Source organism: Bacillus sp. FSL R5-0397, from assembly GCF_038593395.1.
Taxonomy (GTDB): domain Bacteria; phylum Bacillota; class Bacilli; order Bacillales; family Bacillaceae; genus Bacillus; species Bacillus altitudinis.
This window is the reverse complement of the sequence record NZ_CP151992.1, coordinates 1,193,001-1,217,562: the sequence shown is the minus strand read 5'-3', so window position 1 is coordinate 1,217,562 and position 24,562 is coordinate 1,193,001. Positions and strand designations below refer to the sequence as shown.

Annotated in this window: 26 protein-coding genes and 1 pseudogene; 9 read left to right on the top strand and 18 right to left on the bottom strand. The window is 38.2% G+C overall.

All coding sequences use genetic code 11. From position 1 onward, the window contains the following. The first annotated feature begins 230 nt into the window (after positions 1 to 230). Positions 231 to 602, top strand: a complete 372-nt coding sequence (locus NSQ70_RS06095; protein ID WP_017359605.1) for a DUF5412 domain-containing protein — start codon at positions 231 to 233, stop codon at positions 600 to 602. Positions 603 to 641: 39 nt separating this feature from the next. Here NSQ70_RS06095 and NSQ70_RS06090 read toward each other — a convergent pair whose 3' ends face one another. Further along, a complete protein-coding gene (locus NSQ70_RS06090) occupies positions 642 to 1,466 on the bottom strand; it encodes a methyl-accepting chemotaxis protein (protein WP_251210803.1) in 825 nt (274 codons plus the stop codon). A gap of 220 nt (positions 1,467 to 1,686) precedes the next feature. Here NSQ70_RS06090 and NSQ70_RS06085 point away from each other — a divergent pair, with 220 nt between their 5' ends. Beyond that, complete coding sequence (locus tag NSQ70_RS06085; RefSeq protein WP_342502511.1) at positions 1,687 to 3,156, top strand: FAD-dependent monooxygenase; 1,470 nt, start codon at positions 1,687 to 1,689, stop codon at positions 3,154 to 3,156. A 27-nt stretch (positions 3,157 to 3,183) separates the two neighbouring features. Here the strand turns inward: NSQ70_RS06085 and hag (NSQ70_RS06080) are convergent, their stop codons facing one another. From hag (NSQ70_RS06080) to NSQ70_RS06065, 4 genes are all read right to left on the bottom strand, one after another. Further along, positions 3,184 to 4,104 carry a flagellin Hag gene (hag, locus tag NSQ70_RS06080; protein ID WP_041092274.1) on the bottom strand — a complete coding sequence of 307 codons (921 nt, stop codon included), beginning with the start codon at positions 4,102 to 4,104 and terminating at the stop codon, positions 3,184 to 3,186. A gap of 283 nt (positions 4,105 to 4,387) precedes the next feature. Then, a complete protein-coding gene (gene hag / locus NSQ70_RS06075; protein ID WP_159159571.1) occupies positions 4,388 to 5,254 on the bottom strand; it encodes a flagellin Hag in 867 nt (288 codons plus the stop codon). Between the two features lie 225 nt (positions 5,255 to 5,479). Next, a complete protein-coding gene (locus NSQ70_RS06070) occupies positions 5,480 to 6,952 on the bottom strand; it encodes a kelch repeat-containing protein (RefSeq protein ID WP_326112541.1) in 1,473 nt (490 codons plus the stop codon). Between the two features lie 133 nt (positions 6,953 to 7,085). Then, entirely contained in the window at positions 7,086 to 7,700 is a 615-nt protein-coding gene (locus NSQ70_RS06065; RefSeq protein ID WP_342502510.1) for a TetR/AcrR family transcriptional regulator, read from the bottom strand. A gap of 214 nt (positions 7,701 to 7,914) precedes the next feature. Between NSQ70_RS06065 and NSQ70_RS06060 the strand changes: the two genes are divergently transcribed. Continuing rightward, positions 7,915 to 9,027, top strand: a complete 1,113-nt coding sequence (locus tag NSQ70_RS06060; protein ID WP_159159568.1) for an NAD(P)-dependent alcohol dehydrogenase — start codon at positions 7,915 to 7,917, stop codon at positions 9,025 to 9,027. 74 nt (positions 9,028 to 9,101) lie between these two features. Here the strand turns inward: NSQ70_RS06060 and alr are convergent, their stop codons facing one another. Both alr and NSQ70_RS06050 read right to left on the bottom strand, forming a co-directional pair. Further along, positions 9,102 to 10,283 (bottom strand): alanine racemase, encoded by a 1,182-nt coding sequence (gene alr, locus NSQ70_RS06055; protein ID WP_025207190.1) that lies wholly within the window; start codon positions 10,281 to 10,283, stop codon positions 9,102 to 9,104. 182 nt (positions 10,284 to 10,465) lie between these two features. Further along, complete coding sequence (locus tag NSQ70_RS06050; RefSeq protein ID WP_159159567.1) at positions 10,466 to 11,077, bottom strand: hypothetical protein; 612 nt, start codon at positions 11,075 to 11,077, stop codon at positions 10,466 to 10,468. A 164-nt stretch (positions 11,078 to 11,241) separates the two neighbouring features. Between NSQ70_RS06050 and NSQ70_RS06045 the strand changes: the two genes are divergently transcribed. Beyond that, complete coding sequence (locus NSQ70_RS06045; protein ID WP_039168782.1) at positions 11,242 to 11,589, top strand: hypothetical protein; 348 nt, start codon at positions 11,242 to 11,244, stop codon at positions 11,587 to 11,589. 61 nt (positions 11,590 to 11,650) lie between these two features. Here NSQ70_RS06045 and NSQ70_RS06040 read toward each other — a convergent pair whose 3' ends face one another. The 4 genes from NSQ70_RS06040 to NSQ70_RS06025 all read right to left on the bottom strand — a co-directional run bounded on the left by NSQ70_RS06040 (position 11,651) and on the right by NSQ70_RS06025 (position 14,748). After that, the gene (locus NSQ70_RS06040; protein WP_159159566.1) at positions 11,651 to 12,109 is read right to left on the bottom strand and encodes a GyrI-like domain-containing protein; all 459 of its coding nucleotides are present in this window, start codon (positions 12,107 to 12,109) and stop codon (positions 11,651 to 11,653) included. Positions 12,110 to 12,372: 263 nt separating this feature from the next. After that, positions 12,373 to 12,792 carry a GNAT family N-acetyltransferase gene (locus NSQ70_RS06035; protein ID WP_039168787.1) on the bottom strand — a complete coding sequence of 140 codons (420 nt, stop codon included), beginning with the start codon at positions 12,790 to 12,792 and terminating at the stop codon, positions 12,373 to 12,375. Positions 12,793 to 12,823: 31 nt separating this feature from the next. Further along, the gene (locus tag NSQ70_RS06030; RefSeq protein ID WP_286070066.1) at positions 12,824 to 13,360 is read right to left on the bottom strand and encodes a TetR/AcrR family transcriptional regulator; all 537 of its coding nucleotides are present in this window, start codon (positions 13,358 to 13,360) and stop codon (positions 12,824 to 12,826) included. Between the two features lie 230 nt (positions 13,361 to 13,590). Continuing rightward, on the bottom strand, positions 13,591 to 14,748 hold the full coding sequence (locus NSQ70_RS06025; protein ID WP_286070125.1) for an MFS transporter: 1,158 nt from the start codon (positions 14,746 to 14,748) through the stop codon (positions 13,591 to 13,593). A gap of 112 nt (positions 14,749 to 14,860) precedes the next feature. Here NSQ70_RS06025 and NSQ70_RS06020 point away from each other — a divergent pair, with 112 nt between their 5' ends. Continuing rightward, positions 14,861 to 15,766 carry a LysR family transcriptional regulator gene (locus NSQ70_RS06020; RefSeq protein ID WP_251210809.1) on the top strand — a complete coding sequence of 302 codons (906 nt, stop codon included), beginning with the start codon at positions 14,861 to 14,863 and terminating at the stop codon, positions 15,764 to 15,766. 16 nt (positions 15,767 to 15,782) lie between these two features. Next, positions 15,783 to 16,346, top strand: a complete 564-nt coding sequence (locus NSQ70_RS06015) for a GNAT family protein (RefSeq protein ID WP_326112549.1) — start codon at positions 15,783 to 15,785, stop codon at positions 16,344 to 16,346. A gap of 4 nt (positions 16,347 to 16,350) precedes the next feature. On the opposite strand, the pseudogene NSQ70_RS06010 reads toward NSQ70_RS06015, so the two are convergent. Then, positions 16,351 to 16,875: pseudogene (locus tag NSQ70_RS06010) on the bottom strand (DinB family protein). A 192-nt stretch (positions 16,876 to 17,067) separates the two neighbouring features. On the opposite strand from NSQ70_RS06010, the gene NSQ70_RS06005 reads away from it, so the two are divergent. Both NSQ70_RS06005 and NSQ70_RS06000 read left to right on the top strand, forming a co-directional pair. Next, entirely contained in the window at positions 17,068 to 17,766 is a 699-nt protein-coding gene (locus NSQ70_RS06005) for an amino acid racemase (RefSeq protein ID WP_047945578.1), read from the top strand. Positions 17,767 to 17,789: 23 nt separating this feature from the next. Next, positions 17,790 to 18,665: a LysR family transcriptional regulator gene (locus tag NSQ70_RS06000; protein WP_144666516.1), complete on the top strand. Its 876-nt coding sequence runs from the start codon at positions 17,790 to 17,792 to the stop codon at positions 18,663 to 18,665. 44 nt (positions 18,666 to 18,709) lie between these two features. On the opposite strand, the gene NSQ70_RS05995 is transcribed toward NSQ70_RS06000, so the two are convergent. Beyond that, entirely contained in the window at positions 18,710 to 19,606 is an 897-nt protein-coding gene (locus NSQ70_RS05995) for a macrolide 2'-phosphotransferase (RefSeq protein WP_144666519.1), read from the bottom strand. A gap of 599 nt (positions 19,607 to 20,205) precedes the next feature. Between NSQ70_RS05995 and NSQ70_RS05990 the strand changes: the two genes are divergently transcribed. Further along, entirely contained in the window at positions 20,206 to 20,454 is a 249-nt protein-coding gene (locus NSQ70_RS05990) for a DUF2651 family protein (RefSeq protein WP_342502509.1), read from the top strand. A 41-nt stretch (positions 20,455 to 20,495) separates the two neighbouring features. Here the strand turns inward: NSQ70_RS05990 and NSQ70_RS05985 are convergent, their stop codons facing one another. The 5 genes from NSQ70_RS05985 to catA all read right to left on the bottom strand — a co-directional run bounded on the left by NSQ70_RS05985 (position 20,496) and on the right by catA (position 24,502). Next, on the bottom strand, positions 20,496 to 21,326 hold the full coding sequence (locus NSQ70_RS05985) for an SMI1/KNR4 family protein (protein ID WP_342502508.1): 831 nt from the start codon (positions 21,324 to 21,326) through the stop codon (positions 20,496 to 20,498). A 110-nt stretch (positions 21,327 to 21,436) separates the two neighbouring features. Beyond that, entirely contained in the window at positions 21,437 to 21,610 is a 174-nt protein-coding gene (locus tag NSQ70_RS05980; protein WP_342502507.1) for a RapH phosphatase inhibitor, read from the bottom strand. Positions 21,611 to 21,897: 287 nt separating this feature from the next. Beyond that, a complete protein-coding gene (locus tag NSQ70_RS05975; protein ID WP_236551968.1) occupies positions 21,898 to 22,779 on the bottom strand; it encodes a hypothetical protein in 882 nt (293 codons plus the stop codon). A 56-nt stretch (positions 22,780 to 22,835) separates the two neighbouring features. Next, entirely contained in the window at positions 22,836 to 23,327 is a 492-nt protein-coding gene (locus NSQ70_RS05970; RefSeq protein ID WP_159159560.1) for a hypothetical protein, read from the bottom strand. A gap of 512 nt (positions 23,328 to 23,839) precedes the next feature. Further along, positions 23,840 to 24,502 (bottom strand): type A chloramphenicol O-acetyltransferase, encoded by a 663-nt coding sequence (gene catA / locus NSQ70_RS05965; protein WP_159159559.1) that lies wholly within the window; start codon positions 24,500 to 24,502, stop codon positions 23,840 to 23,842. Between the last annotated feature and the right edge of the window lie 60 nt (positions 24,503 to 24,562).

The window sequence follows — 24,562 nt, the reverse complement described above, 5'->3', positions numbered from 1 at the left end:
TCTCTATATGAGCATAAGTCTACTGATCGCAAATTCTTTTGTAAAGTGTTTTCGAATAACCAGTGTGATCTGAAAAGCATCCTTAAAATTTCCTTATCTTTACGGGCTAACTGTTGAATGTTGAGAAAAAATGACCGATAATTGAAATGAATAGAACTTTTGGACTATATGAATCTTTTTGTAATCTCTCTCATATATTAGAATATTGCGATCTACACCTGGAGGAATTCATGTTTAAAAAGAAAACCACCATCATCCTTGCCATCTTATGTCTTAGCTTCGCCGGAATTATTTACTGGAAATGCTTCTCTCTTCAAGGCGTGTCTCACGGAACATTCATCCGCTCGATATCATCACCTGATGGAACCTATACCATTAACACATATCGACATAGCGGAGGAAAACTAAAAGAGAATGCGGTCAGAGCAGAAATTGAAAACAAACTCACCCATCACAAAAAAACAATCTACTGGAAGTACCCTGATAAAGATCCTCTGATCAAATGGGAAAATGCACAGCTCGTTCAAATTGGACATGAGTTTTTAAATGTGGTCAAAGGTGAAACATACGATTATCGCTTTGATCAGAAAAACAGAAAATAACGAGCCAACAAAAAAACGAACCCTTTTTGGATTCGTTTTTTACGTTGACATCACCTTTTGCATAAATTCTTTCATTTCTTTGCTAACCGGCGTCAACCTATCTACAATTTCACTAAACTCCGTCACTAATAAAGCCTGTTCTGAAGATGACCCTTTCATATGGCCCATACTCTCAAGTAATGTATGTATATTAGAGGATATCCCTTGCAATGAGCTTTCTATGTTTTCTGTTGCACGTGAGGTTTCGCTTGAGAGCTTTTGAACCTCGCTCGCTACCACACTAAAACCCGCCCCCTCTTTCCCTGCCCTGGCTGCTTCAATTGAAGCATTCAATCCTAGCAAACTCGTTTGTTTAGAGATACCTTTGATCATTTTTGTAATATCTGAAGTTTTTTTCGAGCTTTCAAGTGTTTGCTGTGTTTGGAATGTCATTTCCTCACTTGTCGCAGAGAGCTCTTCTGAATGAGCCGCCACCACATGTACTTTTTCTTGAATACTTTGAATGATGTCGTTCAATGACTCCATATACGCCTCAAGTTCTATTTGATTTTTAAGTGGAAAACCTAAAGCGATTGCACCAATGACTTGTTGATTTTCATCGAAAATCGGCAATCCCATTGCATTTAAAGGCGTCCCATACACCGATTCAGGTACAAATGTACTTGATGTTTCGCCTCTAAGCGCATTTTTCATATTCTGATCATCTGGTTTAATGGGATCTCCTGTCCGTATTTGAAAATCCACATCTTTTGATGGCAAATACAGCAAGAATTTTTCCCGATCAATGACCCCCATCGTCACTTCATCTTTTAAAATCTTCATCATATAAGGTGCTGCTGTTACAATACTCTGTAGTATATCCATCTTCTCTACCCCCTTAATGTATTTATCGGTCATTCCTCTTAAATTTGATCATTATTTTTTAAAAATAATGATCATGATTGAAGTTTTTTCATATTTACGAGTAAAAAGTATGCCAATTCCTTTCTATATTCAAAAAAACGAGAATTTGCTATACTTAAAAAATCAACATATGATGAAATGGTCATGTAACCATTTTATATATTCACTGGAGGCGCATGTTGTGACACAACCCATGAAGTATGAGCGGGCGATCGTCATCGGAGGCGGAATAACGGGAATGCTCGCTGCAAAGGTTTTATCAAGTTTTTACCTGGAAGTATTGATTATTGAAAAGGACGAATTGCCAGACGCTCCTGAAAATCGTTTTGGCACGCCTCAAGCTTTTCATCCACATAGAATGTTGCCACTAGGCAAACAAATCGTGGAACGTCTATTTCCTGGTTATACAAAAGAATTACTCGAAATGGGCGGGTACAACACATGGCATCAGACATCTCGATTTATGACAAAAGATGGCGAGTTAGTACTCACCGATACTGAAGAAACAGCTGTCACACGACGTGCCATGCTAGAGTGGGTGCTGATGCAAAGAATGTTACGTGAGGAACGTGTACAATTTTTAGAAAAACATGAAGCGATCGCTCTTCTTTTTGAAGAAGAAACGACTAAAGTGAGTGGATTACAGGTCAAAGATCGGAGGATAAAGCCTGGAATCATCAACAAAATGAGTGCGGACTTAGTCATTGATACGTCTGGAAGAATGTCTAAATTGCCAAAATGGCTGAAAAGCGCAGGACGAACCTTGCCGCAGACAGATGAGCTAATCGTGTCTCTTGGCTATAGCACAAGATACTACCAAATACCATCTGAGGCACCGAACCTAGAACCAATGGTCATCGTTGGACAGCCAAATAAAAAAATTCCAACAGGACTGTTTGAACGTGTAGATCATGATTTAGCAGCGGTTCTTCTCTCAGCAGCTGGCGGCTCTCATTATCCAACAACGGACGCTGATCAGTTTGATGTAGAGACCGCTAGGCTGACCAATCCCTCGATAGCAGAAGCCATCACTCATTTAATTCCCTATACGAAACCAAAAGGATTTAGAGTTCCGGCTTGTGTCAGAAACCACTATGAACAAATGGAAGATTGGCCAAGCGGCTTATTGGTCATGGGTGATGCCTTATGCACATTAGATCCAATACATGGTCAGGGAATGACAAAGGCAGCTCTTGAGGCACAGACACTTGAGCGTATGCTCAAACAAGCACAAGAAGATGGGCTTATTTCTTTTGAACGGCATACCTTACAACAAATGCAGCATGCCAATGAGCTTGGCTGGTGGCTTTGTGCAATTGCGGATATGGCATGGGAAGGCGTCGAGTTAAAAGGAACCCCCATTTCCCATCTGACATTTGTACAAGAATTTTTCAATTATTATGTACAATATGCCGTTCAAACAAAACAACCTAAATACCTTGAGGCGTATCATCGTATGCATTCATTCTTAATAGAACCGAGAAAAATCATCAACCTAGAGCAGCTGCAAGACATGATTCAAGCTGACTTCACTGGTGAGGTCGGCCACTGGTGGCATAGGTGGGATCAAAAGAATGATGAATTAAATCGAGCTTTCTTCTATGAAGCTGTTCCAGATTTTCAATTACATCTGTTGCTAAAATCAACATAAAAAAAGCCCCTCAAAGGGGGCTTTTAATTAACGTAATAATTGAAGTACGTTTTGTGGCTGTTGGTTCGCTTGTGCAAGCATTGCTTGAGAAGCTTGAGAAAGAATGTTGTTCTTTGTGAACTCACTCATTTCTTTCGCCATATCAACGTCACGAATACGAGACTCAGCAGCTGTTAAGTTTTCAGCAGAAGCGCTAAGGTTGTTGATTGTGTGCTCTAGACGGTTTTGGACTGCACCAAGCTTAGATCGCTGAGCAGACACTTGCTTAATAGCTGTTTCAATAATACCAAGTTGTGCATCAAATCCAGCAGCTTCCTCGCCATCTTCACCACTTGCACTAATAAATTTTGTCACATCGATTCCAGCAACAGAACCGGCTCCATCTTCACCTTCAGCCGTCCCATCTGTACCTAAAACTGAAGCACCCATGTTTTCGATGTTAAGTGTAATTTGTTGTGTTGCGTTTGCACCGATTTGGAATACAAGGCTTTGTGCCTCACCACCGTCATCAGCACCCTTAGACGAATAAGTTCCATCTAATAATTTCTTCCCGTTAAACTCTGTACGAGTAGAAATACTTGTAATCTCATCTTGCAAGTTTGAGATTTCATCTTGAATGGATGCTAAATCTTCTTCCTGCTGTGTACCTGTGTTCCCAGCTTGAACAACTAGCTCACGAATACGTTGAAGTATCGCATGAGATTCAGTCAATGCGCCTTCAGCCGTTTGAATAAGAGAGATACCATCTTGAGAGTTTTTAGTAGCCATTTCTAGACCACGGATTTGACTTCTCATTTTTTCAGAGATCGCAAGACCTGCTGCGTCATCCCCTGCGCGATTAATGCGAAGACCAGAAGAAAGTTTCTCCATGTTCTTTTGGCTTGAACCGTTGTTAGTAGAAAGACGATTCAATGTGTTAAGTGCTGCGATATTGTGGTTAATTCTCATATTAAATGACCTCCATGTGTTTGAACCAATTAGACATCCATGTCTAAAAGTTCTAAATTAGAATTTTTCTGTAAGCCTTACAATCCATTTATCGAACTTTAATGGAATATGTTTAACAAAAAAGGAATAAATAAGGGGAAAGTCTCATTCAATATGATCGTTTCGCTAGAGTATGCCAAATTTAAAGGTCGTTTTTCATGATTTAATAGAGGGATTAAAGAATCACAAGTGAAGAGAAGGAGAAAAAAGAGCATAAAAAAAAGCCCCATTAAGGGGCCTTTCATTAACGTAGTAATTGAAGTACGTTTTGTGGCTGTTGGTTCGCTTGTGCAAGCATTGCTTGAGAAGCTTGAGAAAGAATGTTGTTCTTAGTGAACTCACTCATTTCTTTCGCCATGTCAACGTCACGGATACGAGACTCAGCAGCTGTTAAGTTTTCAGAAGAAGCACCAAGGTTGTTGATTGTGTGCTCTAGACGGTTTTGAACCGCACCTAGTTTAGCACGTTGAGTTGATACTTGGTTGATAGCTTCATCAATTCCAGCAAGTTGGTTATCAAAAGATGTAGTTGCGAAAGCAGTTACATCAATATCACTGATTTTTACTGTCGCACTTCCTAAATCAGCTGCTTTCATGCTGTCAATGTTTACAGTCAGTTGTTGGCCACCATTAGCTCCAATTTGGAATACTAAATCAGCTGTACCACTAGCAAAAGAACCATCTAAAAGGTCTTTACCGTTGAATTGAGTACGATCAGCAATACCTTTACTTCCAGTTTCTCCACCGACTTCTTCAATTAAAGCTTTGATTTCTTCTTGAATTGAACTTAGATCTGTATCATCTTGTGTACCTGTGTTTCCAGCTTGAACAACAAGTTCACGAACACGTTGAAGAATTGAGTGAGTTTCAGTCAATGCACCTTCAGCGATTTGGATAAGAGAGATACCGTCTTGTGCGTTTTTAGAAGCCATTTCTAATCCGCGGATTTGTCCACGCATTTTTTCAGAGATTGCAAGACCTGCTGCGTCATCTCCAGCACGGTTGATTTTAAGACCAGAAGAAAGTTTCTCCATGTTCTTTTGGCTCGCACTGTTGTTTGCAGACAAACGGTTTAAAGTGTTAAGTGCTGCGATATTGTGGTTAATTCTCATTTCCTATTACCTCCATGTATGTGGGACCTGACAGACGTCCTTGTCTGAAAAAAGTCCTTTATTCTAGGGCTTATCAACCCTGACAATTCTATTATCGGACGTGGTTATGGGATGTTTAGCAGATTTTTAAAAAAATATCTTATTTTTTTATGATGTTCATCCTAATTTTAACAATAATGTAAAATATAAAAAGCTGCTAATCTATTATCAGCAGCTTTCATTTTATTAATATTGCTTGATATCAAACATTAAGATATTTTGGTACACCACGTAATCTTTCTTACTTGTGAAAGGTTCTTTATTGTGTTCATCATTGATCTCATAAAAGTTTATTCCGATTCCAAAGCTTCTTTCTTTATACCAATTAAGAAAATCGTTGATTTCTTTCATTGAGAGCAGATAATCCTTTTGTAACCCATTGATCATGGTAATGGAAAGTATACCTTTTACAGTTTCTTCTCCTGGTTTTGTTCCATCTTGGTCTTTCGGCTCTTCTGTTGTGCCGTCACCTGGCTGTGTCCCGTCCTGATCTTTCGGTTCTTCTGTTGTATCATCACCTGGCTGTGTCCCGTCCTGATCTTTCGGTTCTTCTGTTGTATCATCACCTGGCTGTGTCCCGTCTTGATCCTTTGGGTCTTCTGCTATCCCATCATCCGGCTTTGTTTCGTCCTCAGTCACTTGTAAGTCTTTTAATGAAATAGAAATCACGGATCTGTAATCACTTTTCACAGAAAGATGTCTCATAGATTCCGAATAGTTACGTCCGCCAATGACATACAATTGGTCATCAACAATTGCTGCGACAGCTGATACTCTACCTTCTGGTAAATCATATGCTGAATTTTTAAATTGGCCATCTTTTGGATTGAAAATCTGAACTTTGTTTACCATATTTTTTGAACTATCACCATATAATTGCCCACCAATAATAAAGAACTTGCCGTTGTAAGTTTCATAGGAGGGTTCATATGTATAAGATGTTAACTGAACATCAATTAATCTCTTCCAAGTATCTGTTGAAATATCATACTGAAACAAATACTTTTCTCTACTATGCCCTATCGAATTTTCGCCACCTGCAACATATATATTTCCGTCAATTGCAGAAATGGCTCTCCCATTCCGAGATGGTAAACCCGATGAGTTCAAGCTCTTCCATTCACCAGAGACTGTATTGTATTCATAGACATTATTCTTATATGAGTTTTTTGAAGATACAATATATATCTTCTCTTTCACTGCAACTGCTTGTAAAGTTCCTTTACTATAAGCTGAAAAAACCGGCTCTCTTGGAATTCGAATCGGCTCTTCAGCCCACTGATCAAGTTCTGCATCATAAATATCTATAGTGTTATAAGCTACTTCTGTCTCTTCATTAATTCCACCTATTAGATAGATTTTTTTACCTACAGTAGCGTAAGTACCGCCTGTTCTATTTCTTGGCATACTGGCTTTCTCTTCCCAAACATCTTTTTTTGGATCATACATAAATGTTTGGTTATTTAACTTATTTTTTTCACTAGCTCCACCAAATACATAAATTTTCCCATCAACAACGCCCACACCAGCATTAATACGTTCTTCTGGTAAATCAGCTCGTTTCGTCCATCCAATTGAATTTTCTGCATTTGCTTTAAATGGACTAAGAGTACTCATTAATAGGAGTACCGTGATAAATAATAAAAACCTTTTTTTCATTTTCTATTCCTCCAACTCGTTATGTTCCCTCCTTTTATCGTTCTATTTTTTACAAAGTTTACAATTTAAAGAAGTTTTAAATATAACTTTATATACATTCAAAATGTTGTGCGCTAGAGATGCGGCCTAAGCATTACCTTTTCATAATCGCTTCTTCATTTTTCAACTGAATCATGAGTGAGGATTGAATATATAATAAATTGATAATACGTCGTGCCATTTCTGAGGGAGATGCATTGTAGTCATTTCTGATCCATTCAATGATAAAACCAAAGATGCCGTATGAACGATACTGGACAAAATAACTGTCGTTGATTTCTGCATAATGATCACTCACAAATGACATTCTATTTTGAAAAATATATTGTATTTTCTTAAGCAATTGTTCTTGTATGTGGGGAATTCGGTCTTCCATCACTAATAAATCATAATAGTCGCGATTTTCAACGATATATTGAAATACATCGGTGCCCTCTGGTTTCATGCGAGTTAAATCCAACAGTGGATTTTCACGAGTCGGCTTACAAAATTCATATTCGAAATCTACCATTTCCCGGTGAATAACATCTGCTGCTAATTCATCTTTACTTTCATAATGCACATAAAACGTCGTCCGATTATAGTTTGCCTTTTCCACAATATCCTTCACTTTTACGTGCGAATATCCTTTTTCTTTTACTAGTATTTTGAATGTTTGACGAAGTGTTTCTTTTGTTCGCTCAACACGGCGATCCTCTTTTTTGATCATGGGCCCCTCCTTTAGACACTTTTTAATAAATGTTGATTAGATATACATAAATTTATTTGTGTTGAAAACCTATACAAAAAAGATTTTTTGCTGATTGAAACGGAAAATCTTTCGTCCTACAATCAACTTAGTCATAAAGAAATGAATTTTTTGTGACATTTGATCTAACCTTTCTTCAGAATATCATACTATACAAAAAGTGAGGGCACATGATATGGAAATTCAAGCGATGGTCACAACAAATGAAAAAGATTTCGAGAAACAAACACTATTACTAGATGATCCAAAAGCAGATGAAGTGCTTGTCAAAATCGTTGCATCTGGCGTTTGTCATACAGATGCCACAGTATTAGATGGTACGCTCCCTGTCCCACGTCCTGCTTTATTAGGACATGAAGGCTCTGGCATTGTCGTAAAAGCAGGTTCTAATGTCACAACCGTTCAAGAAGGAGACCACGTTGTACTTGGTTTCGCTTATTGCGGTCATTGCCATAATTGTCTTGACGGGAACGCTGGTGGATGTGAAAACATGATTCCACTGAATTTTTCTGGTCGTAATAAACATAATGAAACGCCTATCCATACACATGATCATCAAGATGTATCACAATTTTTTGGTCAATCGTCATTTGGTACATATGCAACGGTTGATGAGAAAAATGTGGTGAAAGTAGACAAAGAAACTGATTTACGTTATTTAGGACCATTCGGTTGCGGCTTAATGACTGGGAGCGGTACTGTCTTAAATTCACTTGCTCCAGCTCCAGGTACAAGCTTTGTTGTGTTCGGTACAGGTGCTGTTGGTTTAAGTGGGTTAATGGCAGCAAAAATTGCAGGCTGTGATCCGATAATTGCCGTTGATATCCATGATAGCCGCCTTGAGCTAGCAAAAGAATTAGGTGCAACACATGTCATCAACAGTAAACATGAGAACCCAGCTGAAAAAGTGAAGGAAATCACAGAAGGAAAAGGGGCACATTACTCATTTGAAACAACTGGAGTACCAGAAGTCACGCTAGCTGCCCTTCACTGCCTGCGTGTCAAAGGAACTTGTGCAACAGTAGCAGTAGGAAAGCACGATTTAACGTTTAATGTGACCAATGATCTCATGCTCAATGCGCTCACGTTAAAAGGAGTGATAGAAGGCGATGCCGTTCCTCAACTATTCATTCCTAAACTAGTCAAGTTCTTTAAAAATGGACAATTCCCAGTTGAGAAACTAGCAAAATTCTACGAATTAGAAGAGATTGAACAAGCCTTTGAAGATTCTAAAAACGGATCTACGATTAAACCAATTCTTATTTTAGATAAAGAGTATCGAGCTTAAGCCGAAATAAGACGTGAAACTCAAAATCCCCCTTTATAAAGGGGGATTTTTGGACTTTCATGCTGTCCTTACTTTCACACATACATCACCGGCGTCGATATTTTAATAATCTTCCCGCCTCGACGATAAAACCTTGGAACACGGCGGCTTAATGTTGCAATGACTTCATAGTTAATCGTATTGAGCATTTCAGCAATTTCATCAACAGAAATTTCTCCGCCCTTTTGACGGCCATAAATGACGACTTCCTCGCCTTGCTTTGCTTTCATCTCTCCTAAGCTGATCATCGTCATATCCATTGTGACTCGGCCAGCAATCGGCATTCTTTCTCCGCGGAAAAGCATAAACCCTCGATTAGATAAAGCACGTGAGTACCCATCTGCATAACCAATCGGTATGGTCGCAATGACTTCGTCAGGCTTTGCCACATAGGTTGCCCCATAGCTGACCGTTCTTGGCTTTGTCACCATTTTCTTCACGAACGCAATTCTTGCTTTTAAACTGAGAGCGGGCTCTAGCTGAACAGCGTCTAAGCTTTCAATGTATTGCGAGGGATACAATCCATAAAGTCCGATACCAAGCCGGATCATATCGGCGCTAAATTCAGGAAACGCAATCGAAGCTGCTGTATTGTTCATATGTACGGTCGGCAGTTTGATCCCTTCTTCTTTCAAAAACCGAAGGAAATCAATGAAGATGCTGTGCTGAAGCAACGTAAAATCAGGATCAGGCTCATCCGCAGTGGAGAAATGCGTAAATATTCCATCCCACCTCAGGTTTTCACTCTTTTCAAGCGCCTTCACCACCGCTAACAGCTCTTCCTTTGTCCGTACACCTAATCGCCCCATCCCTGTGTCAACATTGACATGAATCCCAAGCCGGCGCTGGCTTTCTTCTTCCGCTAAGATCTCATTTGCTTGAGCAATCCAATCTTCACGAAGGCCAGATAGATCAATTCTCCAGGCTGCGGCCCTTTTCACACAGTCGAGCGGGGTAAATCCAAGAACCAAAATCGGCGCTTCAATTTTTGCTCTTCGCAGCACAATGCCTTCCTCTAAGCTAGCAACTGCGAGCTCCGTCGCACCGCTTTCCAGTGCCTGCCGCGCTACCTCCACTGAACCGTGTCCATAAGCATTCGCCTTCACGACAGCCATGATCTTACTTTTTCTTGGTATATGCGCTTGAATCGCTTCGATATTTCTTTTAATCGCATCAAGATTGACTTCGATCCAGACTTCCCTGCAAAGCTTTTGCATGTATGCTTCCTCCTCATGACATGAGTCATTTCAATATGAATGTTCGTTTTCGTGTCTAGTCTATCTTTATTCATTTTTGAGAAAAACATTCAACTACAATGACTGGACTGGCTTTAACTTGATTGAGATAAAAAAAGAAACCACATCAAAATGTGATTTCTTCTTTATGAACAGGAATTTAGTTAATATACAGATTTCATCATCGAATTAATTTGATGATAAATCTCCTCCAAATTTTCTCGTTCAATCAAATATTCAGCGGTGCTCTTACGAACTGGCACATCAAATTGCAGGAAGGTGATCGTGATCGTTGATGCTTCTTGATCATTCATCGTTAATCTTAATTGAAGTGTAGAAATCTCTTCATTATTATCACTCTCAGTAGAATGTTCAATCGGTTTACCATCTTCTAACACGTCAACTTGTTTCAACTCTTTCAAGGAAAGCTCTGTGACTTCAAACCTGAATTTCTGAGATGAGCCGCCAGGTTGACGTGTAATAAAGCGCATTTTCTTTCGCTCGTCATCAATCGCAAATCCTTTATCAACATTTTGTGAAAAGATGTATGTTGAGGACTGAAATCCGTCTTCGTGAAAGAGCATCATCATCTTATCTAATAAGATGTTTGGATCATTCTTTTCTTTTTTTCTTTGCAGCCTTCCCGCTATGAATAAAATGACCATTCCCCCAATGATGCTAAAAGCCGTTCCCAACCCATTACCTACATCTACGAAAACAGTAAAGCCTAAAATAGCAACAATAAAAGCGATTACAATTCCTATGATGAATATCACACCATGCTCCCCCTGACATAACCTTTCATTGTTTTAGCCCATAGTATATCATTTGGATCAAGTACTTCAACGAAAAGATTTTATTGGTTTTTAAATGAAAAAAATCTACTATAGACTAAATAGATGCTACATTTATCACTCTTTAAATAGAAAGGATATTTAGGATGAACCTCTACTCGACAGACGAAATCATTGATGCTTTATATAAAGCCTGGTCCTCTCAATCTAGTTCAAAATGGAGTAAAGACAACCCAGCAAACGGACAATGTGGCGTCACTTCTTTAGTTGTCCATGATCTTTTAGGCGGAAAAATAAACAAGACCTCATTACCCAGCGGATGGCACTTTTACAACGTAGTGAATGGAACAAGAATTGACTTTACTTCTTCGCAATTCTCTGAAGAAATTTTTTATATGGATGTACCTTCAAATCGGGAAGAAGCATTTCAAGATACGAATAAGGATCAATATCGTTATTTAAAGGAACGAGTCCTAAACTATTTAAACGTGTAGATTTTATATTCATGAAAACAGACCACAAGAGGTCTGTTTTCATGAAAGTTAGATAAAATGTTTAAAAGATAGGCAGTAAGAATTCACACACCTTATCTTCGCCTTCATCTTCTCTATATCTCTCCATAATAGGTGCATGGCGTATGTTCAATTCATTGTGTTGGATCATTTGAGGTAATTGTCTCCAAAACAAATTCACTTTTTCGGCTGTATGTGTCACCGTAAACACAGCATACTTTCCTCCTTCAACATGACCAGTCTGAACAAGTTGATCTTTGGAGAAATCTCTATTTGTCATGAACATGAGGTCATATCTGCAATTTTCAGGTAAAGTTCTTGCAGGATCATCTTGAGGGACACCGTATATGCCATGTTTCTTTAATTCATCATTGAATTGATGTTCGTTGATCCATTTTTTAAATTTCTTCATCATCTCTACATTCTCTTTACTGCCATACGGTCCTATATTTCTCATATACACCATTTTCATATTCGTTAACATTTCAATTTTGCAACTCATGATTCCCCTCCAACTCTTATTGGAAGATTGGCCAATCATTTCTTACATCCAACGGTAACACCCTTTAAAATATAATGCATTAGGATATTAAAAATAACGGAATCTCATATTCTCATTCATAAGATGTCCAATTTTTAAGCATAAAAAAGAACGGATTTTAGCCGCTCCTTTGTTATTGATTTTCCTTTGAAGAAATGGCTTTTAGAAACTGACAATCAAAAAGGCCCTATAAAGGGCCGTGTGAATGATAGATAACATGACTTCTATTCATAAATAAGCACCCAGTACTTCGCCCCAGGCTCCCCTTCCTCTACAACAGCCTTCCATCCTCTTTTTTGATAAAAAGACAAAGCTTTGTGATTTTCGGATACACATTTGAGGGTGACTGGTGTTCCCAAAACTTTTATAGCTTGCTTAAGCAGTAGATCGCCAGCCCCTTGACCAGCAGCTTCTGGATGTACAAACAAGAGATGAATAAAACGATCTGGTACATATAATGAGATGAATCCAAGGATTTTATTGTTCTCCTCAGCTAAGAAAATTTGCTCTTCCTGCGTATCTTGATCAAAATCTTGCAGTTTGATTTCTTCTGTATTGAGCCAGTGAAAGCTCTGACGTCGGGATTCTAAATAGATTTGTCTTAATTGTGGATAATCTTCTATGCTTGCTTCTCTAATAAACATCGCAACATCTCCTATGTTTTTCATTTGAATGTTAATTCGCTTCTAAAATGTGTTTTGCCTGTGTTCTGCCTGCCAATAACAATTGATCACTGAACTGCGAGTCATTGACAGCACGCGCAAGAGCAATTGTACCAATCATGCTGCTTACTAGTGCGTAACTCTTAGAGTGATCTATGTTTCCCGTATCGGCTATAAACGCCATAAACCGTTTCAATTCATCGGTATAAGCTTTCCGTACCTCTTGCGATAATTGAGCAATCTCCCCTGCCAGTGCAGGCAGTATACAGCCGACTTCCGTCTGATCACGGTGAACGGAACTTAAATAAAATTCAATGATCGTCTGAATTCGAGGCTGATCTGCCTTTTTGTCTGCAACACTTTGTAGCATCTTAGTATCAGTAATAGCAAAATGAAAAGTCTCTATCACCAACTGATCCTTGTTCTTAAAGTGAGCGTAAAACCCTACATGAGTTAGACCTGCTCCTTTCATAATGTATGGCAAACTGATATTACGGACGCCATTTGTTCGAAATGCTCGTGCAGCACTAGCGATGATCTGCTCTCTCACTTTTGACTAATGACCTTTCGGATAAGGCATCCTCTTTCCCCCCCCTTCATTATGTGAAATGATCATGGAGGCTGCAGAAATGGCCACTCGTAAAGTTGAAAAATTTCTTTCACGATAATTCATTCAGGTGCATCTTTTAAAGATTGAGCAAAATAATCGTCATAGTCTACTTAGAAATAGGCTAGCGATTTCAATTGAGTGATGATATAAAAGCAGTGGTATACTGATCTTTAATTGGATACCTCATCACGTTTTTCCCCTAACTTCATAGATAACTGCACGCCAATCATCAGCATCACGATGGCGAGCATTGCGACAATAGCAGCTTGAAAATGTCCGCTGATATCGAAAATCAAACCGATTAAAAATGGACCAAACCCTCCCATGATGTACCCGCCCATCTGTGACATCGCTGACCATGTACCGGCTTCTTCTGGTGTACGCGTTTCAATAATAGGCAGCATAAGCGCCAAAGGAAATAATCCACCTGCTCCAATCCCTAGAAAAATAACAGCTGGCAGGATCGGCATTGGCAGTAGAAGGAATATGAGGCCAATCAACTCTGACAAACTGCATAAGATCAGAAATAATTTCGGCTTTCCTAGACGATTGACGATGTTTGGAACGAGTAATGCCACCGGAATCTGAATGAGTGTAAATATCGTAAGCAGCATGGCGGCATACTGCGGACTATTCCCAAAATCAAGCGCAATGGGTGAAATCCACGCTGTTAACGAATAGAACATGCTAGACATAAAGCCAAAGAACAAGGTGAATTGAATGGCTTTTTTGTTTCGCAGCGGTAATTTCAGCGGCACGTCTGCAAGATCCGCTTGTTGGTTTTGACGAGCTAGACCGAGCCATAAAATCATGGCAATAACGCCTAAAATCGCCCAGCAGGATAACGCAAGTGGAAGGTTATGCTCACTGCGAAGGTAAATCGGAATGGTCAAGCCCGAAGCAAGTGCAGCTCCAACTGTCATCGATATAGAGTACACACTGACAATCCCAGGACTTTTCGGGAAATACTTTTTAATAAAACTAGACAACAATGGTCCGGCAAAACTAATTCCAACTCCTCCTGCAAAAGCAGTCGTAAGAAGGATGGTAACTGTTTGACTTGTACCACGCAGTCCAGTCGCAATTGTGATAAGAAAAATCGAGAAAAAAAGGGTTCTCTCTAATCCAAACCGGCGGCTTAGTTTCGTTGCTACAGGGGCAAACACTCCCATGCACAAGACCGGCAAAGTGGTTAAAAGACTTGCCGTGAGTGCACTAACGCCAAGGTCTGATTGAATCATGCTCATCATAGAAGCTACGGATGTAATGATTGGGCGCAAGTTTAAGGCAGCTAAAAATAAAGCAGCTAAATAAAATATTTTTTTTATCAATACTCTTCTTCCTCTCTCATCTTGTTGAGGTTACTATGAGTATAAATCCGCTTCATTCATTGATCAATACAATAATTCGTATTATGATGATAGGAAAATACTATCATTAATGAAAGGATGGCATATGGATACTCGTCACATTACCTATTTTATGGCTGTATTCGATCATTTACATTTTACAAAAGCTGCAGAGCAACTAGGTATATCACAGCCTACATTAAGCCAACAGATTCAGCTGCTTGAAGCTGAAGTTGGGATGCCGCTTTTTGACCGAATCGGTAAAAAAGTAGTTGCAACTGAAGCTGGTACGCTCCTTTATCAATATGGCATGAAAATGCTTCAGGCTGAACGAGATGCCAAAAATGCTATGAAAGAACTGTTATCTGAACAGCGGGGTACCGTTCGGCTTGCCGTCCTTCCCTCTGATCTTGACTTTCAGCTTGTTCCGCTTTTTGTAGAATTTAAAACGCTGTATCCAGAGATCAACCTAAAGGCTTTTTCGACCATCTTTGTTCGTGACGAGGTGCTCTCACATAAAGTCGATATCGGAATTGGGCTGCGCAGGCCTGCGGATAAACGCCTGATTCAAATTCCACTTGGCGATGAGCCCTACGAATTGTTTGTTCATTCAGACAGTGAACTGGCAAAAAGGCGTGAAGTGACGCTAAAAGAGCTGACAAAGCATGCACTGGTCATGTATCCAAAAGGCTATCTAGGAAGAGATTTGGTCGATGACGTATGTAAAGAACACGGTTTTGAATTGGACACGGTCATGGATGTTGGGTCTGCCACTTCATTATTGCAGTTGGTTGAAGCCGGGATCGGCGCCACCATCCAGCCAAGAGGGCTGTTAAAGCAACATTCAGCATGGCCTAATATTGTCTCTATCCCTATTTCTGCCCCTGCTCCTGTTCGGCATCTTGAATTAACGTATTATGCCGATCGATTTGTGACCAAAGCGCAAAAACAGCTATCTGAATGGCTAATAGACTTTTTCAAATCAAGAACAAACTAAAAAGTGAGGGTAACACATGAAGAATGCAAACAGCATATTTACAAAAACAAACCGGGTTGTGATTCGCCAATTTGATAAACAGGATATTGAAGCATTTTATCAGTACCGAGCAAATCCCTCTATTGCAAAATTTCAATCCTGGGAAAACTACACGCACGAAGACGCTGAATCATTTGTACAACACCAAATGACGCAACAACCTAATCAACCAGGGACGTGGTTTCAATACGCGATTGCCTTATCTGAATCCAATCAGCTGATAGGAGATTGCGCCATTCATACACTCGGCAGCGAGCCTAGAATCGTTGAAATAGGATTTACACTCGCGCCTGAATTTCAAGGAAAGGGCTATATTTATGAAGCCTTGAATTCAATGGTCGAATATATTTTCACTACACTGAACAAGCATAAAATCATTGCCTTTACAGATGTACGAAACGAAAAATCCATTCGAGTGCTGGAACGTTTAGACATGAGACGCGAAGGACATTTGCTACAAAATTATATGTCAAAAGGACATTGGGTCGATGAGTATCAATATGCTATTCTTCAATCCGAGTGGGCCGCGAAGCGTCATTAATCATTTATTTCCTATTTAAAATCCCTAAATAGGCGCTCCACGGTCCTACATCGGTTCGATATCGTTCCGCCATGACCCGAACAATTTGGGAGATATGGGTGAAATCATGGACAACCCACGTAGAAAGTAATTCGCTCACTTGCACGACGCCGAATTCTGGATGGACGCCCTTTTTCTCTAGATCAAGACTTGAATGTGTCATACGCTGAATTTATGCCACATTCTCCATCCGCACATGATGAAACTCTGCTAGTGCTTGTTCTATCTGTCTTTCAGTTTGATTCAAATGGGCGTAGCGGTCAAATGCAGGAAATGGGGTATTCTCTCCATCAGCAAGAATGACATTTAATCGTGGAATCCAGTTGAATTTCTCTGCTTCAATCAAATGTTCAATGACTTCAACGGGATTCCACGTTCCCTCCCCTTCACGACTGTGAAGCCAATCCTTCGATAAACCTGACAAAAGACTTTCTAATGTACGAGGAGTTCGACTCAACATATCTAAAGCTTCATCCAAATTGAAATTCATATGGTAGCTCCTTTATCAATTTTTCTTTATTCTAATGTTTTTTGATTAGATTGCAACTCATACTGCAAAACAGATAAAGAAGAAAATAAAAGGTGCTTTTGATCAACCTTCTATATACAAATAGAACTTTTCTATAACACTCACCCTCCTTACTTTTTTTATAATAGAAAAAAATGAAATGTGGTGATAGTGATGTCTACAACGATTGGGATTATGGGTGGTATGGGCCCTTTAGCGACGATTGATCTGATGAAAAAAATCATCTCTCATACACCAGCTATTAAAGATCAAGATCATCTCCATGTAATTGCTGATAATTATCCGCAAATCCCTGATAGAACCAATGCCATATTTGGGAAAGGCGAAGATCCTACAGAATATATGATTGCATCAGCTAAAAGATTAGAACGCGCAGGAGCGGACTTTATTCTGATTGCATGCAATACCGCTCACTTCTTTTTAGAAAACGTACAACAATCCACTCATATCCCTATCATGAATATGCCATTAGAAACCGCAAAGCACCTGAACAAACATCACTATACGTCTGTGGGCTTACTATGTACTGATGGCACATTAAAAACCCAGCTCTATCAAAAGGCTTGTGCCCATCACAAGATTGATGTCATGACTCCTAGTGAAACTCTTCAGAAAAACGTGATGAATGGGATTTATGCCGTGAAAGCAGGGAAATTGAGTAAAGGCGAAAGTGAACTGGCGTTAGCTGCAGAAATTTTAATCAATCAAGGAGCAGAAGCCATCATTGCCGGCTGTACAGAAATTCCTTTAGTTCTAAGGTCAACCAAAGCTGTGAAAGTGATTGACCCTACTGTCATTTTGGCGAAAGAAGCTGTAAAATTAGTGTATGAGCTTGAAAAGCTCAACATTTAAAGAACGTCATATAAGGGGATAACATGAATATTGAGAATATAGAAGCGTTTATTTATGTATGCCAGCTAGGCAGTATCAATAAAGCTGCAGAAGCACTGTATTTAACCCAGCCTTCTGTATCGGCACGTATTCAATCGTTAGAAAAAGAATTAGATCTGAAATTATTTGATAGACAGAGAAATAAATTATCTCTGACGGAAAAAGGTGAACAGTTTTACCCGCATGCCAAAAAGATTCTCCATTCTTATCAAGAAGCAAAGCATAGTCTCAAACAAACGATGATCCCTTATGAATTGACGATTGGATGCGCATCCTCTATTTCCAATAATCTATTGCCTAACATATTGCCCGCCCTAAAAGAAAAATACGAAAACCTGAAAGTGAAAATTGTAACAGGACATTCAAAGGATGTTGTCCAAAAAGTGATTAACAACCAAGTAGACTTTGGCATTGTCAGGACTGAAACACATCCTCAAATTGAATCAATCCCGATTTTCAGCGATCCAATCGGGCTGTTCGTCCCAACTCATCACCCTCTTGCCAGCCATGACAACATCAATATGAATGAACTAGAAGAACAACCTTTTATTTTCTTTGACTATGGGTCATTTGATTGGTTGATGCTCCACCGATTATTTCAAAAAAACAATATTACACCGAACATTTCCATTGAGGTTGATCATATGGAAACTGCAAAAAATTTGGTGCTGCAAGGAATGGGACTATCGTTTCTTCCTCATCATTGTGTTAGAAATGAAGTAAAACAAGGAACATTAAAACAAATTTCTATCGATCCATCTATCAATTTCAACATCAATATTGAGTTTATCTATAAAAAGGGAAAATCCAAATCCGTTTTCATTGATCAACTCAAACAGTTTTTTCATGAATTTGATTAAAAAAAGCCCCTTTTGGGGGCTTTTTTTGGATTTGTTCTGATAGATTAGCTTCCGTTTGTCAACATGTATGCTGCAGTTTCATACATATCTTTCAATCCTGATCTCTGTGCGTACTCGGCCACAGTGATCGCACTTGTAGCCAGAAGTTCTATTATATGTTCATCCATTCCTGACCAAGTTCTCCCGCCTGCTTTTTCATACGCATGGATAAGTTTCGTTAATCCTTCTTTCCCAAAGAGAAGTTGATGCGACAAAAAGTCGGCAGATACATCACCAATCCCCACTTCAGACCAATCAATCACACCGGTAACACATTGATTTTCATCAATCAGAATGTGGCCAGGATGCAAATCTCCATGCTTCACTCCCACAAAAGGCGGCCATAAAGAATCTTTAGCTAGCCATTCTTGCCAACGCTCCCATAAACCGCTGTTAATGGTGTATTGCGATTTGACACGTTCCATTCGCTGTTTCATTGATCCTCTTAATTCATGTGCACTGATCATCTCCACACCGATCGTTTTAAAAGGCTGTTGATCTAAGGAATGTACATTCGCTAAAACTCTTCCTAATGATTCATAATAAGCTTGCGGTACATTCGTTTGGTCAAAACTCCACATATAAGATTGCTGTTCCACATCAATGCTAGCTGCCGGTACCCCCTCTAATTGTTTATAAGCAATCAGATTTTCTGTAAAGATAGACCACTTAGGAACCTGAAAGTGAACCTGATTACTAATGTAATCTAATGTCTTTTTTTCTTGTAAGGTATGTTTCATTGATTCAGGTCTGCGAGGCATTCTTAATATCCATTGATCACCATGTAAATCTTCGACGTGAGCGACACGGAAATCCACACCTGATTCATTTATTTTGATGGTATTCTCTAAAATCTCTAATCCGTGATGTTTGACTAACTGCTTTAATTCCAATCTGTTCATATCCATTCCTCCAATTGCTCATTTAGTCATGATCAATAGGCATCAAGAATATCATCACAAAACCCACAAACAGGCTACTTTATGTGGTCAGAGTAAACAAAGCTAGACATATGCCTTTCTTTGCATCATAAAAAACATACAAAAAAAAGACAGATCGATTAGCTGCCTCTTTTCTAGTGAAATTGCATACTTTCCCGCTGAAGATCATTAAAAATGTGCAGACTACCCCGTTTACTCCGTTTGATGAAAACAGAGCCTTTGAACATATGAAATTACTGATTGTTCAAAGTTTTCTGACGTAATCTTCCTGAATGCATCATCTTTAACCATCCTCCTCTTTATCATATAAATTTACTATACTTTATTTAAATATGACTTTCAATAAGATGACAAAAAGAAGGATTTAAAATCATCAAACATCCTTTAAATTACATAAAATGAAATAATTTCATTTTTCTGTGTTATGATATGGCTATTGATTCTTCTGTCTAATATAATTTATTAAACTCAAAAACCCGATGTACTATGAATTTTGAGTGTATGAGAGACAATGAGAACAAATCAAATGTAGCTAAGTCATTTTTAAAAGGAGAATGGATATGACTCATTTAGAATTCGCATTCGGCTTGCTTCCAGTAAGTATTTTGATCGCTTCATTAATCGTCACATTATTTGTACAAAAGGTTTATTTCATGCCAGTTGTGAGCTTTATCATTTTGCTCATTCTGACATTTACACTTTTTAATGTCTCTTTCTTTGACTGGGCTGTTGTTTACACTTTGGGCTCATTCATTGCTTCATATATAGCATTATTCATTATGAAAATTTTAAATAAAAAGAGATCATAAACTACATTCGAAAAGCCCTAGAAAGGGCTTTTCATCTTTCACTATCGTTCTTTCACTGGATGAATGCCCTCTCCCAAAAAGGCAGTATTCGGATCTCCACTATTTTCTAGAAATTCAGCCATTTCTTGCAGCTCTTGATTAATACAGTCATTCCTTGGCATATCTGGGTTTAACAGAAGGTTGGAGTGAATAGCAGTAGCTGTTTCATACAAGACATGTTGATCTTTTATCTGTTGAATGCACTGTTTCATGCGCATGAAAAACCATGCGATCTCTTCAATGTCTTCCATCGGATAATGTGCCATTTTGAAGAGATTCTGCTGACGAAGGTCTCCTCTCTCAAAAATGTGTTCAAGCTCTTCTTTACTGATATATAAATCCGAAGCTTCCTCCTCAATCTCTATTACTTCAACCATGGCGTCGTCAGCTGTATATAACCGCTCAACAAATTCATCGAAACTATCTGCCAGCTTAAAATCTACTTCCAGCTCTAAATCGAAATAGTGAATAGGAGGATATTCCTTCGTTTCTCGATAATCCATGGCGATCCATGTATCTTCTTCCCCGCTGATGAAAATAAGTCCCTCGGGCAGCTCCAATTCATCACTTAACTGAGCGCTATTCATAATTCCATCATCTTTGGCGATTCCTCTTAGATGGTCGAATTGAACATGATCCTCTGCCCATGAATTCGGCCGATCGGTTGGAAAAGCATTACGAACTGTAAAACCACCATTCCATTCTAAAATGAGTTTTTTGTATGTATCAGGTAAAGTGACACCAAGCGTTCCCTCTGCTTCACGAATTTGTTCCTCATCTATCTTTTCTAACGTAAAAGGACTCTCTTCTTCTTTCTCCCAGAATGATTTCAAAGTGGATGCCTCCTCGTATCTATCTGAGATAAGTATAACATTGACCAACTGTTCATTTACTCATTCTACTTTATAAAAAAACAGACTCTTAAAGTCTGTTTTAATCTTGTCTATACGTTTTCAGAAGTTGTATTTCGATCAATCATAGTCGTGTTTAGATATGATTTTTGTTCCTCCATTGTTGTATTCCGAATTGATTTCGTTTCAATGATTTTTAAAGTTTCTGCTGTTGAAACACTTAACAATACAATGGATACAATGATTAGGAGTCTTTTAATCACCATACAGACACTCTCCTTTTTGAATATCATTTTGAGCTTTAAGAGCCTTTCTATTCTGCTACTCTTTCCAAAAAGAAATCGTAAATAAAGAGCTCCCTCTCAGGAGCAGTGTGCTAAATACGCTGTCATAAACCATAACTCAATGGACTACTTGTGTGTCTGATTTTCTTCTAATAATTTTATAATCTTTTCATTAGATTGTTGAATATTTCTCAAAATCGATACCATGTTTCCTGTAAATCCTATCAATATAATGAATAAAATAATGATCATCCACATTAAATTGCCTCCTATGGTTGAATTAACGTTCTAATAGAAGAATAGCCTCTAAAATTAACTTCCTCAAATTTAGTACTATTATCAAAAGGTGCAGGAAAAGCAATGACTTGAAAATTCTTTTCCTTTTTCACTTTTGGCAATTTTATTTGATAAACATTTGTTTTTTCACTTTCTACAGATACATACATCACAGGTTTTCCATTGAATTTTTGTTGATCGAATTCCGAGAATGCGACTAAAGCATAATTCATTTTTTCTTTACTTGTATTATCCACTTGGAGATAGACCGGCATTTGACTTTTTGAAGTATACAGCACTTTATTTGAAACCTTTCCTGAAGCCATGAAAATTTCTTCTCCAGTTAATTCATCCGTTTTATATATTGGAGAAAATTCACTTCTAATATGATGAGATGAAGCTTTTTTTGTAATGAATCGCATAATATAATTTTCTTGTAAACCTGTCGCTATATCTATATGACTATCTTTCAAATGATACTTTGCTTCGGGAACAATAATAAACGCTATTTCTCCAACATCTTTTGGTAATGTCGCTTTGATTGGTAATGTCATCACCTGGTCTTTAGCCATCTCAAATGTGTATGATTTAGCTGGTCTATGATTATCTGCAGAAAATGCTATTTGATTAAAATTTGCTAGTAAGAATAACGTGTACTTTCTATCTGCGTCTATGTAGTGTGAGAAGGAAAGAACTTTGTTCATTTGGTTATTCTTAATCAAACCGATATCTAGAGTATCAAGAAGCTTCCCCTCAGGTTCATACATACCATATGATACGGTCTCCGTTCCTGGTCCAGTAACATCCAACATTTCATCATTATAGTCTATATCGCCAGAGACTTTTCCTTGTCTGACAAATAAAATAAAAGTCATTAGTAATACGATGAAAATGGTTATGAATAAAATTGTTCTATGTCTCATCACGACTATTAAATTTTAAAAGTCTTTTGGCGACTAACAGTTTTATAACCACTATCTTTATATAAAGAGTTTCCAATCGCTTTACCTTTACATCCCCAACCACCATCAACACCACAGGCAGCATTCGCTCCAGCATAATTTGATTTCTTCGCAGAATCGGTCTTGCTTTTAGAAAGTCCTCCATCTCCTCCATATAGTCGTGATTTTGCTTCTATATAATCAATTTTACCCTTTGACTTCGCTGTCGTTAACATGCTGTAGTTACATTGAAATATCTCGCCAATCAATCCACCAGTTTTTCTTAGTTTCCAATTCGTAACATAGTCAGCTTTTGCCGATTTTTTGTTAGTTGAATGCGATACAGAATCCGTTGAAGTATCCTCTGCAATTGTTATCCATTCAGTTTCATTTTTCTCAACAGTAGTTGCTGAAACAGTTGCAGGGAATATCGTGCTAGCTAAAAATATTGAAGACAGTAATAATGTATTGCTTTTTTTCATCATGTAAACCACCTTTATCAATTTTTAGAGTAAATACATATACATTTAATTCAATATAATGATTTTAAGATAGAGTGAGCATACATTTTTTCACATCCGACAAAATCACTGCTTTCTTCTATAAGAATCTGCCCGCCCTTTTTACAGTTTCAAAATATTCCATTACTCGGTAGTTCATCACCTATCATTAATTAATTAATTTAGAAGCTTACATGACAAACACTCAGAATCATTTTTCAGGCCTACTACTCTTGAAGACAGTTTCAAGCTGAAAATTTCTATATCCCTATCCACACTCCACCAAATTCCTTTATATTACATTTATTATCACATAATGGAATTCATAAAACACCGAAAAGAAACCGCAAAAATAATTGAGAAACAAAACATGTTTGCCTTATTTGCAAACTAATAACTTCTTCATCACACAACAAATAAGCAGACTCGTTAAAGTCTGCTTTATGCTAACTTCTATAAACCATTGGAAACCTCTTGCAAATCACTCCTGACATTCAGGTCATATCCAATGAATCGTCTAACCACTCTTCACAATGTTCAATAAGCCACCTCAAATATTCCACATATTGACCGACATGATAGCCATCACAAACAGCATGATGGACTTGAATCGCGACTGGCAAGGTGATTTTTCCTTCTTTCATCTTAAATTGACCTAACGTAAATATTGGTAGTAAATAAGTTATATCTGTAGATACATTAAGGTTAAAAGAAGTAAAATCAATCCACGGCAGACTTGAAATATTGAACATGTTTTCTGGCATATGAGGTTTCGGAAATAGGTTGTTACTTTTGCTGTAAGTGTCCATGTCCGCTACACAGTTTTTATAAAACCGAGCAAAGTTTTCGTCATAAGGCGTCCAAATACTTGAAAACGTCTTTGTTTCTTTATTTAAAATCGTATAACTAGGATGGAGAAGATCCCAGTGACCAAGTTCATCGTTCACTAGATCCATCCGAAACTCCGGTATTTTTTGCACAGCTCTTGCTAACAAATAAATTTGCACAGGATATACTTTTAGCCTTTTTTCTTTTAATATTGCATACAATTTTGTGATGTCTAGATCGATCACCAGACTATATGTGCATCGGGTTACCGTCATATAATGATGAAAGTGCTCTTTTCTCGGGTAATTTTCATCTATTTGTTTAAACATTTTTTATCTCCTCCTGAATGTAATTTCTTGTATTCAGGAGGAGACTTTATCTGTTTTTAC